The following is a 12,063-nucleotide window of genomic DNA, read 5'->3' on the forward strand; positions in this document are numbered from 1 at the left end:
GGGCTATCAGCTTTCGCGGGGGTGCGAACGCCTGGCCACGAATGTCGATGATCCCGTCGACACCGGCCGCGTGACGCAAGAGACACCGCCGAAGGTCGCGGTCGGGGAGTATCGCCTCGCGCTCGGAGAGGCTAACGACAATCTCACCGCGACGCGCACCTGCCAGCAGCGCCAGCGAATCCGCGTCGGGAAAGGGCACGCTAAGTGAGCCAAGCCGTGGCCCTCACCGAGGAGGATATCCGTCGCATCGTTCGTGCTGTCTTAGATGCCGAAAGCGAGCGTCGCGAAAAGACACTGGACGACGTGGTCCTGAAGGCGGTCGCGACCATTCTTACCTCGTTCGGTATCGAGGAGGAGGATCGCGTTGAGCTGCGAGCGGACTTCGTCCATCTCCGAAAATGGCGACTGAGCGTTGAGCAGGCGCAGAGCCTCACTTTCAAGGCCGTTGTCACCGCGATCGCGACCGGCATCGTCGGTGCCGTGTGGCTGGGCATCAAAACCTATTTCGGCAAGTGACACGATGAACGAAGCTGCCTCCTACAAGCTGTCCCTGGAACGGGCCGCGCGCCTGTCGATTTTGCTCGAGGCCGAGCTGACGTCGAAGGTCAAGAGCGAACCGCTGGTCGAGGTTCTGCACCGTGCCAAGGAGCAGGCGGCCGTGGCGTTATCGGCGCTGGTCGATGCCGACGCCGAAAATCCTCCGGCCATCCGCAAGCTGCAGAACGAAGTGCGCCGCTTCGATGAGCTCGTCGCCTGGCTGCAAGAAATACTGATCGCCGGCCCCGAGGCCGAACAGGAATTGAGCGACCTGCAACGGCAGGAAGCCCGCGGACTGATCCTCGATCAGGAAACCGCGGATCAACTTGGTGTCAAACTCGACGGTGAGAACCATGAAGACTGAAGCCGACAAGACCAATCAGAACAAGCCGGAAGACAATATCGAGGTCCATAACGCCCAGATCGAGGACTCCTCCGGGCAGGATCATAGCCTACAGGCGCCGCCGGCCGGCGATCAGCCGCGCGAGAAACTGCCCGAACCGCCGAAGGTCGAGCCGATTGGCGATGGCGGCCGCTCCGCGATCGCGGAGAAGTTCAAGCGTCTTCGCGCCGACAAGGAGCCGCCGGTCGAGACGACTGGAGATTTCATCCACCCTTCGCAGACCTACGGGCAGGTTGGCGCCGACCAGCAGCAGCCCGCTGGGCCGGCCGTCCCCGCAGAGGTCGCCCCTCCGGAGCCGCCGAAGCGCAAGCTCAAGGTGAACGGCCAGGAGCGCGAATACTCCGACGAGGAAGTGATTGCGCTGGCGCAGAAGGCCGCGGCCGCCGATGACTATCTCGAGCAGGCCAAGCAGAAGTTCAACGACGCCCGACAAGTTTTGGAGACGACGCGGGTCCACGTCTCCCGGCAAAACCCCGCCGATCAACCCGCACCCACCGCCACTGATGGCGATGACCCCGACGAGCCGCAAAACCCCGCGAGCCCGCTGAAGGAGGTCATCAAACAGATTCAGTATGGCGACCCCGACGAGGCCGAACAACTCCTTGGCAAAACCATCGCCGAGGCAGCGACGGCCGCAGTCAGACAGGTGAGCATGTCAGATCGCGTCCAAGAGGACATCGCGTCGGACCTGCGCGCCCACGACGACTTTGTGAAGAAGAACCCGGAGCTCGCTTCGGACCCAATTGCGCATTCAGTCATTCGGGACGGTCTCCTGACTGGCTATCGCGATGACCTTCGCAAGATCGGAGTGCCCGAAGAGGACATCCCCACCGACCCATCGCGGCTGGCGAACGAACATCGTCACCACAAGCTTCAGGGCAAGCCAGTTCGTACCGTCGAGACGCTGCTCAACGATGCAGCCGACCGACTGACGCAGTGGCGTGGCGGAACGCCTCGTAGGGAGACCCCCACTCCCCCGCCGTCCACCGAACCGCGCGTCGAAGTCAACCTTCAGCGTGACGATCGGCGGAGGGCAATCCCGCAACAACCTCAGCGCGCCAACGTGCAATCCTCGGCGCCGGCGCAGCAACCGCAGGACCAGATGAGTTCCCGCCGTGCTGCCGTCGCCCGTGCACAGCAGGCTCGCGGTCAAGCGTGACCGAAACGCCTCCCCTTCCCGCAACCTCCTGACACAAAGGATCACTGAAAGCGCGCCCTTCTGAGAAGGACGCAACTACATGGCTGGTCAGCTATGGAGCGTCGCTGCTGAAGGTGGCTATATGTATTCCGACGAACTGTCGGACGTCATTCGCCTCCAGCTTCAGCCGCTCACTAAATTCCGCCAACTCTGCGATGCGGAGGACGCGGTCGACAAGGGCCTGCACCGCGGTGCGAAATTCTATTGGGACGTTTACTCGAACGTCGGAACGCAGGGCCGTCGCCTCTCCGAAACCGGTCCGATCCCCGAGACCGGCTTCACGCTCACCCAGAAGAGCCTGACCGTTGTGGAAGCGGGTAACTCCGTTCCCTACACCGGCCTGCTGCAGTCGCTGGCAAAGCACGACGTCGTGACGATCATCGACAAGACGTTGAAGGACGATGCTCGGAAGTATTTCGACATCGAGGCGTTCTTGCAGTTCAAGAACACCAAGCTTCGCGTTGCGCCGACCGGTGGCAACTCGACCACCGCCGTCACGCTGGACACCAACGGCACCTGCTCGACGACTAATAACGTCGCGCTCGGTACCGGCCACGTGAAGGCGATCGTGGACCTCATGAAGGAGCGGAACATCCCGACCGCTCGTGGGGACGACTATGGCTGTATCGGCCACGTCACCACTTTCCGCACCTTCAAGAACCAGATGGAGTCGATCAACCAGTACACCGAGACTGGTCTGGCGCACATCTATCGCGGCGAGATGGGCCGGTACGAAGCCACTCGCTTCATCGAGCAGAACTACATCCCGAAGGGTGGTGCGGCCGACTCCACGACGTTCGATCCGTGGACGACGACCCAGGACCCCTGGAACAACGGTCTCTCGAGCTGGGCCTTCTTCTTCGGCTCCGATCGTGTCGCGGAGGCGCAGTGCATCCCCGAGGAAATCCGGGCGAAGATCCCGAGCGACTTCGGTCGGTCGAAGGCGATCGCCTGGTACTACCTCGGCGGCTTCGGGATCGTGCATGACGACGCGCTCAACTCGCGCATCGTCATGTGGGACTCGGCGACTTAAGGGAGGGCTCAGAAAATGGGTTACGACACTCCGAAGCGGGAAGTTTATCTCTTCCCGTCCTCCGCCTTCGGTGCCACCACCGAGTCGCGCAAGATCCTCGGACCGAAGGGAAAGAAGGGTCTGGTGCGGGATATCCGCACCTACCTGACCGCTGATTGCATCGGCACCACCTCTGTGCCGGAGATCAATGTCGGCTCGGCGGCATCGACCGCTGGCGGCACGCTCTACACGGAGTATGCCCGCCATCGTCTCGGTACCACCGCCACCGCCGGCAATACAGCGGCCAACACTCCGTACCGAGCGCGTGCGCTCGCCGAAGGCGGGGCAAACAACCCCGGCGGCACGCCGCTCGTGCTCTCCGACTTCGCCGGCCACGTCCAGTTGGAGACGGCTTTCATCCCGGCCGACACGGCGTTCTTCATCACCCGCGTTCAGGGTGTTGGTGGCGTCCCGGCCGGCACCGGGACCACCGAAGTCGAGATCGACTGGTTCTAACACGGAGGGCCCCGGAGCAATCCGGGGCCTTTCACTTCAGGGAGAACCGAAATGTTTTACCCGTTCGGGCCTCGGCCCGATCAACCGGTCCGGGTCAAAGATCCGCGACCTGTGACCCGCTACGAGGACGACGCCACCGGCAACGCCGGCGTCGACGGCTTCACGCGGCTTTCCCGTGCCGATCGCGAGACCGGCCATAGCCCACCTGTCGGGGAGCAAACTTCGGTTTGGCCCCGCTACATCGAGGACTGAAACGATGAAGAAAGACTCCAGCAACGGCTGTGTCGAGCGGACCAAGGGGGCGCGCGGCCAGACCATCGTCCGTGGTTTCGGCCGCGACGACTCCAGCATGGATGTGTCGAACGCGCGCGGCAAGGAACTGAAGGGCGGCGTGAACAACCTCTCCCATTCCCTCTCCGGCGCGTCTGCGGTGCAGACCAACAGTTAAGGAGCTGCCCTTGTCCCCACCCCGACTGAAATTGGATCGGTCGCGTGACCACGCGACCGTGCATGGCGAGGGAGCCCCTTACGCCTTCGAGCAGGATGGGCTGCCGTTCGACCACCATGGCTATCTGGCCGAAAAGTTCGTGCCCGCCAACAAGAAAGCGCTCGTCGATAAGAAGCTGAAGAAGCTTGCGAAGCTCGCCGAGGGCGAGCCGGTCGATGAGGACAAGCCCGATCTGACGGCCGATGTCGACGATGACGACGACGCCGACGCCGACGCCAGCCTGGAGATCAACCTCGAGGCTTGGCTCAAGGACGAGGTGAAGTACGAGCCGCACCTGGTCTTCAAGGAGGCCAAGCGCCGGTACAACAAGGTGTTCTCGAACTACCGCGACCTCGCCGAGTTCCTCGTGTTCGATGAGCAGATCTGCGGCCCCGAGGACGTCCCCACCAAGCTCGGTCCGAAGACGCAGGGCTGATCGATGCCAGTCAACTACACCACCCTGACGGCGGACAAGAGCACTGCCGGCAGCATTCGACGTTGGGTGAACTATAGCCAGCTCGACGTCGAGCAGGTGGTGCTGGAAGCTCAGGCGCTCATCTATCAGACGCTCCGGGTGCGAGAGATGCGGACGGAGTTCTCCGATCTCAATCTCGCCCCCGGCGCTTACTCCGTCGCGCTGCCGGCTGGCTTCCTCGACCCGATTGCGTTGCAGGACAAGACGCACGACATCGAGATGAAGCTGTTTCCAGAGAGCAACATCGTCAAGCGACGCAGCTACGACGAGAGCGGGGCAATGATCCGGACCATCCCGTTCCGGTATGCGATCTTTGACGAGAAGATCCAGCTCGAGTGCGCCTATGAGGAAGCGACGACACTGACTCTCGTTGGCTTCAAGATACCGGCCTTGCTTGATGCAGACAATCAGACGAACTTCCTGACCAACAGGTACCCCCATCTGCTTCGCGTGGCCTGCCTCGCCCAGGCTTACGACTTCATGTCGAACAATGCGAAGTACCAAAGCAACCTGACTTTGTTGAGCGCCTTGATCGACAAGACGAACGCGGAAAGCGATCTCAGCTACCGCGACGCCTCCTTCGAGGTGGAGATCGAATAGGATGCCTGCGGATACCACCTCGCTCCTGCTGGGCCTGCTGATGCAGGGCACCGGCAATAACAACAATTCGTGGGGCGACAATCTCAACCAATTCGTATTTGCCTACCTCGAGCAGGCGATCGCCGGGTACATCACCAAGACGATCCTGGGGGGACCGTACTCGCTGAACGCTGCCGAGCACCGAGCCGGGATGATCGAGTTCACTGGTACGCTGACCTCGAACGCGACTGTGACGATCGACAACACTTCGAAGCGCTGGCGCATCTTCAACAATACCACCGGCAACTTCGTCCTGCTGCTCAAGACCGCGAGCGGCAATCCCGTCGAGATCCCGCAGGGGACCCATAAGGACATTCTCTGCGATGGGGCAGATCACATCTACCGGGAAGACGCCGACGAGGTCGGCAACCTCATCCATCACGCGGGAACGACGGCTCCGCCGGGTACCATAGCCTGCTCCGGCGGGACCTATGTCCGCGCCGACCATCCTGACCTCTTCAATAAGATCGGCACTACATGGGGCGCTGGTAATGGCTCCACCACTGCTGGTCTTCCGAACTTCACGGACACCAACCGATTCCTGCGCGCCGCGGGCGGAAGCCTGGCCGTTGGCGCCTACCAATCGCACGCGTTGGCCTCGCACACGCACCCTGGCGCGACATTCTCCGGCACCACCAGTGCCGTCAGTAACGACCACACTCATAATTTCTCGGGCGTGACGGGAGTAGAGAACCAATCCCATACCCACGGGTATACAGTCACCTCACTTCCGTTTTCCGGTCAGTTAGCCTCGGGTGGCGGCGGGTTCGCCGCGATAGGCCCTGGTACTACAGGAACAGAAAACCAGCAGCACAACCACAACTTTTCTGGCACCACCAGCGGTATCAGCGCGAACCACACGCACACCTTTAGCGGCACGACCGGAACCATACCGGCAAGCGGTGGCACCGAGACCAGGCCGGAGAACGCGGCGGTACTAATATGCATCAAGGTCTAGTTGGATCACCTAGAGCAATGTCCGAACATCTTCTCAACAGGCCCGCCGCATTGGTCCGGAATTCCCCTCGGCATCCAAAAAAACATCGCCATAGACAGCGCAATAGCAATCACAAGCGTGACGAAATCCCCGCCCTTCATCCCCCACAACCCCAAATAGCATCATTCCAAAGCCCACCTGTGATGTATCTCAGTTGCACGAAAGTGCAAGACACGGCTCCGCTTTCCCGGTCACTGCGGGAGGTGTTGGGACGGCGGGGCCGAGTCGTTCATGGCTGAGGAATTTTCTCCAATACCGCTGACGCCGCCGGCTGGCGTCCTCAAGACGGAATCGGATCGCGTCGTAGAGGGACGATGGATCGATACGCAATGGATGCGCTTCGTCAGCAGCCGCCCGCAGAAGATGGGCGGCTGGGTGCGGCAGACAACGGCGATCTCGTCCGGCACCCTTCGCCAGCTCCATGCCTGGCGCGACCTGCAATCGGTCGAATACATGGCGGGCGGCACGTATCGAAAGCTCTACGTCTATGAGCGCGACTTTGTCCAACACGACATCACGCCGCTCGCAGCCTCCGCCAGTCTGACAAACCCGTTTACCACCCAGGTCGGAAGAAGCATCGTCTCCGTCGCGCACTTCAATCACGGTCGCAACGCCGGTGACGTTGTGATCTATTCTGGCGCCAGCGCGGTTGGCGGGCTCATCCTCAACGGGACGTTCGAGGTTGTCGCCGCGAACGGCTCCGGCGGCTATACGATCGATGCTGGTGCACCAGCATCCTCAGGTGCGACAGGAGGTGGAACTGTCAGCTACCAGTATGAGATATCGATCGGCGTCGAGCTCGGTGTTTACGGCCTTGGGTATGGCGTGGGCCCCTATGGCATCGGCACCTATGGGACCGCCAGATCAGGGTCGACGATCTTCATCGAGCCGCGCATCTGGTCGTTCGATCACTTCGGCAAGCTACTTCTCGCCGCTTACAATGGCGGATCGATCTATGTCTGGGACCCGGATAAGATTCCGTCTTTCGGGCGCGCTACCCGGATCACTCAGGCCCCGACCGACGTCCGGTATATGTTCGTGACCGAAGAGCGCTTCGTCATGGCGCTCTGCGAAGGTATGCGCGTCGATTGGTGCAGCCAGAGCGATTTCAATACGTGGGTCCCGGACCAGACCAACACGGCAAACACACGCAACCTTTCCGAGGGCACGAAACTGATCGCGGGAAAGCCTCTCGCAAATCACATCGCCTGCGTCTGGACGGATTTCGCGCTCTACATCTTTCAGTACACCGGATCGAGCTCGATCTTCTCGACGCGGCTTGGCGGCCGCAATTGCGGCCTAGTCTCTCCCTCCTGCGCGGTCACCGTCGGCAACACCGCCTATTGGATGGGGCACACGAACTTCTACCTCTACAACGGAGCGGTGCAGACCATCCCGAACGTCGACGACATCAGGGACTACGTCTTCGACAAGCTCAACACCGAAAATGCCTTTCTGGCATGGAGCGAGTACCTCGAAAAATTCAACGAGATCGTCTGGTACTACATCGCGATCGGCGAGACTCAGCCGAGCTACTATGCGCTTCTCTGCCTAAATGACTTCTCTTGGGCGATCGGCCGTATGATCCGTACCGCGGGCGCCTCGTTTAGCCATGGCGACACCCGTCCCTATTGGGCTGGAGCCGATGGACACATCTACCTGCATGAAGAGGGCGTGGATGGCGACGGCGCAGCCGTGCGTGCGTCGATCAAACTTGGACCGTCGAGCCTGCAGGGCGGCGCGCAAATCTTCAACATCGATGGCATCAATGCCGACTTCCACGGTCAGTCGGGCGACATCACGGCCACCTTCACGGGCTGGGACCGCCTCCGCAAGGCAACGGTCGACTCCGAGACCGTAACGATCACCGAGGATGACGATCTGATCGACCTTCGTCTTGAGGGGCGATACATCAGCCTGGAGTTGGTCACCGACGTCGTCGGGGGCTACTTCCGGTTCGGCAAGCCTGACGTGATGGTCAGTTCGAATGGGACGCGACGATGAGGCAATTGTCGCTAGGTCAGCCTTTCAACGACACCGACGAAGCTTTTCGAACATGGGCCGAAGAGGCGCTGCGCGAGATCGAGCGCGCATCGTACGAGGGCGACGAAGATGCAATAGCCAGCGGCGATCTTCCAGTGCCGGCGGACGCTAGCCCGCTACCGGACGGAACGGCGGACGTCGGATCATCGACCAAATATGCCCGTGAGGATCACGTCCATCCAAGAGACGCAGGTGTAGTTCGCCACGATGTTGCGCAGGATCTTACGGCTGCGCAGCAGGCGCAGGCTCGCACCAACATCGGCGCGCAACCCATGGGCAACTATCAGCCCCCCCTCGGGTACACGCCGGTCAACAGAGCTGGCGACACGATGACGGGCGACCTCACCATCTACCGTGCTGGGGCGCCCAACACCGGTGTCGTCTTCCTCGGCAACTCGGGCGCTCGCTATCTCTACTTCGACGGCTCCAACTACTACATACCAGGCGCCCACATCCAAGGTGCCGCGGGGCGCCTGCTGGGTACCTCCGCTGACGCAGGTCTCGTCATCAATGGACGCTTGGCCTATGCGGCCGATGCTTCCTACTCAAACAACGGCTCCGCAGAGCCCTACAACGGCGCTGTGATCACAGGTCTAGGTGCGTCTTCAAACGTGTACGGGATCATAGCCGTATGGGTCCGATACCGTTACTTGCAGCTTCAGAACCTCGCAGGAGGCTGGTGGACGATAGGCTATGCTTAACATCATCGAACACGGCACTTGGGCGCGCTACGTTCCCAACGTGCTCCCTCCGGAGGCACCCGCTGGCGCAATGTTCTGCAAGCGCGAGAGCGACGGGCAGGACTGGTACGAGTATGTGCATGGTGGCGCGGTGTTCGCACCGAATGCCATCACCGCCACGGTGGACATTGACGGGCGCGTTCAAGCTGTCACCCGAGAGGCGGATAGGCTGTTTCCTCAAAGCTGTCTGCTTATTGAAATCCTTGGCGACAACGAGACCGGGGACGTGCAGGCAGCATACGGCGGCAAGCTGTACGACCCGGTCGCCGGCACACTATCGACATTTACGCCGCCGGCCGTAGTCCCCGAAAGCTGCACCAAGCTCGGCTTGAAACGGGCCTTCGAGGAACTCGGCATGTGGCAGCAGATCAAGGCTGCGATCGCGGCCGACCCCGAGGCGCAGGAAGAATGGGATCTCTGCATCGAGGTACGGCGCAGCGACCGCATCGTTCAGCGAATGATCGCAGAGCTTCAGTTCGCCACTGAGCAGGTCGACGACTTGCTCATTCGCGCAAACCAACTCGTTTAGAGCGTCTGGACCCATGCCCATCAGAACCGAAGGAACCTTGATCCTCCGCGCTGCCATGTCGGATCAGGATGCGATCGAGATCCACAAGCTTCTCATGCTTATGGGAACGGAGGTCGCGCAGGCGCCGGTCGATCCCATCATCGTGATGGAGGACATCTACAAGCTGATTAACGAACCGAACCACGGCGCCTTCCTGATGGCGACGCGCGGCGGCAAGCTCATCGGCGTCATGGGCCTCGAGAACAGCCGGTACCGCTACTCGCGGGAATACTGCATTCGCGAGGTCTATTTCTTCGTCCACCCGGACCATCGCAGCCAGGACGTTGGTCCGGCCCTCCTTCAGGAGGCCACGGCGATCGCCGACATGGCCGGTAAGGAGCTTTACGTCACCATAGCCAATCCCAACCGCCGCAGGGGACGGGCTGAGAAGATCGCGGCATTGCTCCGGTACCAACCGGTGGGCTCAATCTACGCACTGCATCCGAGGAACTGAAACATGGGTTGCTTCGGCGACATGGAAGCCACCAAGCAGCAGACGACGACGCTGCCGAGCTGGCTCACCGACGCGGCACAGACCAACATCGGCAAGGCAACCGACGTCGCAAGCCGGCCGTTCACGCCTTACCAGGGCGAGATGGTCGCGCCGCTCACGCAAAACCAGCAGGACGCCTTCGGCCTCATCAAATCCATTGCGGGCTCGAGTAACCCCTATCTCTCGGATATTGAGAACCTCTACAAATCGTTCTCGACCACGCCGGCATCGAGCGTGTCCGCGCCGAGCATCCTCGGCGGCGACAAGACGGTCGCGAACACGACCATCTCCGACTACATGTCGCCGTACATCATGGCGGCGCTCAATCCGCAGCTCGATGACCTCGCGCGGACTGGTGTCGCGCAACGCCAGGCACTCGACGCTTCGGCAACGATGGACGGCGCCTTCGGCGATGCTCGCTCTGGTGTGGCGCTCGCCAACCAGTATCGCGACGAGGCAAGGAACCGCGAGAACATCATCGGGACCGGCTACAACACGGCCTTCAACACTGCGGCTGGGCTGCGCGGGCAGGACATCACCAACAGCATCAACACCCAGACCACCAATGCGAACCTGCTTGAGACGGCGCTGCAGCGGGCTATCACCGGCGGCAAAGCGTTTCAGGATCTCGATACGTCGCAGGTCAATCGGGGGCTCACGACGGCCGACGCGCTCGCGAAGGCGGGTCAGACTGAGCAGCAGACCAACCAGGCGAAGGACACGGCTGCGTTTCAGGAGTTCCTGCGCGGTCAAGGCTGGGATCAGCAGCAGATTTCTTGGCTCACGTCGGTGCTCGCTGGCACGCCACACGATACGACGACGACTGTGTCGCAGCCGAACAACTCGGGCTGGGGCATCGCTGGATCGCTCATCAGCATGCTTCCTGCGATCATCTCCGACCGACGGCTCAAGACCGACATCGCCGTGATCGGCGCAACCCTCGACGGCCTTCCGATCTATCGGTTCAAGTACGTCGGGAGCGACCAATGGCAGATCGGCCTGATGGCACAGGATGTCGAGGAGGTGAACCCGTCCGCTGTTGTAGAAGTCAACGGCGTGAAGGCGGTGAACTTGGAGCTTGCTACGCAGGCTGCGGCTGACATGGGAGCTGACGTCTAATGGACCTCTCCGACCTCATCTCTGGCAACGCTTATGTGGGGCAAAATTTCCCGATCGGGATGCCGCCGGCGGCTGATGGTGGCGACGACCCCATCGCGAAGCTGAAGGAGCTCTTGCAGATCCAGCAGCAGGATCAGTCAACGCCCAGCGCGCCGCCAACCGATGTCAGCGCGCGCGCGCGATCGGTAAACGTTCCCCTGCCCGCGCCGCGGCCCGCTGGTGCTCCCGCGGCCGCGCCGCTCGTGGATCCTTCCGCGATCACCGCCTTTGCCCCTACTGACGTGCAGCGCGCCGCAAATGGCGCGCCACCGATCCCGCAGGACAGCAACAGCCTGCTCTCGGCGATCACGGGCCGGCAGAGTCAAACGCCCACGAGCCGTGCCATGACTGCGCTCGGCGGTGGGCTCTCGACAGTCGAAGGCAACACCGCCGGCGGCGCCTTCGCGCGCGGCCTGGGCGGTGGCCTGAAGGCGCAGACCGCCCAAGACAAGACCGACTTCGACGAGAAGATGAAGGCGTTCAAAGCGGTGCAGGACGCCCAGCAGAGCGGCACCAGCGAGCAGTACAAGACTGCCCTGACGAACTACTACAAGGTGATCACCGACCAGAAGAACCGCCAAGCGACCGCGGCTGCGAGCACGCCCGCTGCCAAGACCGCCTCGGCCGCGCCCGCCACGAAGAAGGCCGGCAAGCCGAACGAGATCTCGTTCGACGGTGACGGCAGCCAGGGCTCCCCCTATCAGCCCAAATCCAAGGACGACTACGACGAAATTCCGTCCGGCACCTATTACGTCCATCCGTCCACCGGACAGCTTCGGCTCAAGAAGTAATCCCAC

At 61.8% G+C, this 12,063-nt stretch carries 16 protein-coding genes; all 16 read left to right on the top strand.

The genetic code is table 11. From position 1 onward, the window contains the following. The first annotated feature begins 216 nt into the window (after positions 1 to 216). The 16 genes from I6F35_RS34000 to I6F35_RS34075 all read left to right on the top strand — a co-directional run bounded on the left by I6F35_RS34000 (position 217) and on the right by I6F35_RS34075 (position 12,057). Positions 217 to 516, top strand: a complete 300-nt coding sequence (locus tag I6F35_RS34000) for a hypothetical protein (protein ID WP_225122013.1) — start codon at positions 217 to 219, stop codon at positions 514 to 516. Between the two features lie 4 nt (positions 517 to 520). Continuing rightward, positions 521 to 901 carry a hypothetical protein gene (locus I6F35_RS34005; protein ID WP_225122014.1) on the top strand — a complete coding sequence of 127 codons (381 nt, stop codon included), beginning with the start codon at positions 521 to 523 and terminating at the stop codon, positions 899 to 901. Continuing rightward, on the top strand, positions 891 to 2,099 hold the full coding sequence (locus I6F35_RS34010; RefSeq protein ID WP_225122015.1) for a hypothetical protein: 1,209 nt from the start codon (positions 891 to 893) through the stop codon (positions 2,097 to 2,099). Before I6F35_RS34005 ends, I6F35_RS34010 begins: the two co-directional genes overlap by 11 nt. 79 nt (positions 2,100 to 2,178) lie before the next feature. Further along, positions 2,179 to 3,171 carry a hypothetical protein gene (locus I6F35_RS34015; RefSeq protein WP_225122016.1) on the top strand — a complete coding sequence of 331 codons (993 nt, stop codon included), beginning with the start codon at positions 2,179 to 2,181 and terminating at the stop codon, positions 3,169 to 3,171. 15 nt (positions 3,172 to 3,186) lie between these two features. Further along, entirely contained in the window at positions 3,187 to 3,666 is a 480-nt protein-coding gene (locus I6F35_RS34020) for a hypothetical protein (protein WP_225122017.1), read from the top strand. A gap of 51 nt (positions 3,667 to 3,717) precedes the next feature. Continuing rightward, positions 3,718 to 3,918, top strand: coding sequence for a hypothetical protein (locus I6F35_RS34025; protein ID WP_225122018.1), 201 nt, complete (start codon positions 3,718 to 3,720; stop codon positions 3,916 to 3,918). Positions 3,919 to 3,922: 4 nt separating this feature from the next. Then, positions 3,923 to 4,114, top strand: coding sequence for a hypothetical protein (locus I6F35_RS34030; protein ID WP_225122019.1), 192 nt, complete (start codon positions 3,923 to 3,925; stop codon positions 4,112 to 4,114). Positions 4,115 to 4,124: 10 nt separating this feature from the next. Beyond that, positions 4,125 to 4,589 carry a hypothetical protein gene (locus tag I6F35_RS34035; RefSeq protein ID WP_225122020.1) on the top strand — a complete coding sequence of 155 codons (465 nt, stop codon included), beginning with the start codon at positions 4,125 to 4,127 and terminating at the stop codon, positions 4,587 to 4,589. 3 nt (positions 4,590 to 4,592) lie between these two features. Beyond that, positions 4,593 to 5,228 carry a hypothetical protein gene (locus I6F35_RS34040; RefSeq protein ID WP_225122021.1) on the top strand — a complete coding sequence of 212 codons (636 nt, stop codon included), beginning with the start codon at positions 4,593 to 4,595 and terminating at the stop codon, positions 5,226 to 5,228. A 1-nt stretch (position 5,229) separates the two neighbouring features. Beyond that, on the top strand, positions 5,230 to 6,225 hold the full coding sequence (locus I6F35_RS34045) for a tail fiber protein (RefSeq protein ID WP_225122022.1): 996 nt from the start codon (positions 5,230 to 5,232) through the stop codon (positions 6,223 to 6,225). A 270-nt stretch (positions 6,226 to 6,495) separates the two neighbouring features. After that, positions 6,496 to 8,268 carry a hypothetical protein gene (locus I6F35_RS34050; protein WP_225122023.1) on the top strand — a complete coding sequence of 591 codons (1,773 nt, stop codon included), beginning with the start codon at positions 6,496 to 6,498 and terminating at the stop codon, positions 8,266 to 8,268. Continuing rightward, positions 8,265 to 9,008, top strand: coding sequence for a hypothetical protein (locus I6F35_RS34055; RefSeq protein ID WP_225122024.1), 744 nt, complete (start codon positions 8,265 to 8,267; stop codon positions 9,006 to 9,008). Before I6F35_RS34050 ends, I6F35_RS34055 begins: the two co-directional genes overlap by 4 nt. Continuing rightward, the gene (locus I6F35_RS34060) at positions 9,001 to 9,576 is read left to right on the top strand and encodes a hypothetical protein (protein WP_225122025.1); all 576 of its coding nucleotides are present in this window, start codon (positions 9,001 to 9,003) and stop codon (positions 9,574 to 9,576) included. The genes I6F35_RS34055 and I6F35_RS34060 overlap by 8 nt, the downstream gene beginning before the upstream one ends. A gap of 13 nt (positions 9,577 to 9,589) precedes the next feature. Next, positions 9,590 to 10,069: a GNAT family N-acetyltransferase gene (locus I6F35_RS34065; RefSeq protein ID WP_225122026.1), complete on the top strand. Its 480-nt coding sequence runs from the start codon at positions 9,590 to 9,592 to the stop codon at positions 10,067 to 10,069. 3 nt (positions 10,070 to 10,072) lie between these two features. Continuing rightward, positions 10,073 to 11,227, top strand: a complete 1,155-nt coding sequence (locus I6F35_RS34070; RefSeq protein ID WP_225122027.1) for a tail fiber domain-containing protein — start codon at positions 10,073 to 10,075, stop codon at positions 11,225 to 11,227. Further along, the gene (locus I6F35_RS34075) at positions 11,227 to 12,057 is read left to right on the top strand and encodes a hypothetical protein (RefSeq protein WP_225122028.1); all 831 of its coding nucleotides are present in this window, start codon (positions 11,227 to 11,229) and stop codon (positions 12,055 to 12,057) included. The genes I6F35_RS34070 and I6F35_RS34075 overlap by 1 nt, the downstream gene beginning before the upstream one ends. Positions 12,058 to 12,063: the final 6 nt, after the last annotated feature.

It is taken from the genome of Bradyrhizobium sp. BRP22, from assembly GCF_020194175.1.
GTDB lineage: Bacteria > Pseudomonadota > Alphaproteobacteria > Rhizobiales > Xanthobacteraceae > Bradyrhizobium.